A 474-nucleotide genomic window follows, 5' to 3' on the forward strand; every position below is an offset into this window, starting at 1 on the left:
AAACAAAACAAATTTACAAAAAAATGTCAACAAACAATTTAAATACTAATAATAACGCATCGCAGACGCTTTTTAGATTCGCGACCAGCAGAAATGCGGAGTTATCTGATCCTAAAAATTTGGAAAGAAGATTTATCTTTAGAAAAGATACCCAGAAAGGAGTATTTGACCAAAAGCTGAACGCATCAACTTCCTTGCAAAAACTTTGTGAGTCTCCATCTTCCCTTCCGTTAACTGTAGAAACAGAACAAACCTTAAAAGCAAAGGATTCTGTATTTTATGATCTGGCAGTATGGGTAGCGAGAAATAAAGCAACAGCGTCCAAGGCGGAATTTGATGCTAAAATCAAGGAATACAAAGACTATTTGGTAACAATTAAAAAAGCAATGCCTGCAATAGATTCAGGTCTTTGGGATAATTTGGTTTATCAGGTAACCACACAAAAAGATTTCTATGCTAAGGAAACACTCATGC

The 474-nt window shown here is 35.2% G+C and carries 1 pseudogene; it reads left to right on the forward strand.

Going from position 1 to position 474, the window contains the following annotated elements:
* Positions 1 to 23 precede the first annotated feature (23 nt).
* Positions 24 to 474: pseudogene (locus DD829_RS22725) on the forward strand (hypothetical protein); the annotation flags it as partial.

Origin of the sequence: Chryseobacterium sp. HMWF035, assembly GCF_003094695.1 — a bacterium.
Lineage (GTDB): Bacteria > Bacteroidota > Bacteroidia > Flavobacteriales > Weeksellaceae > Chryseobacterium > Chryseobacterium gambrini.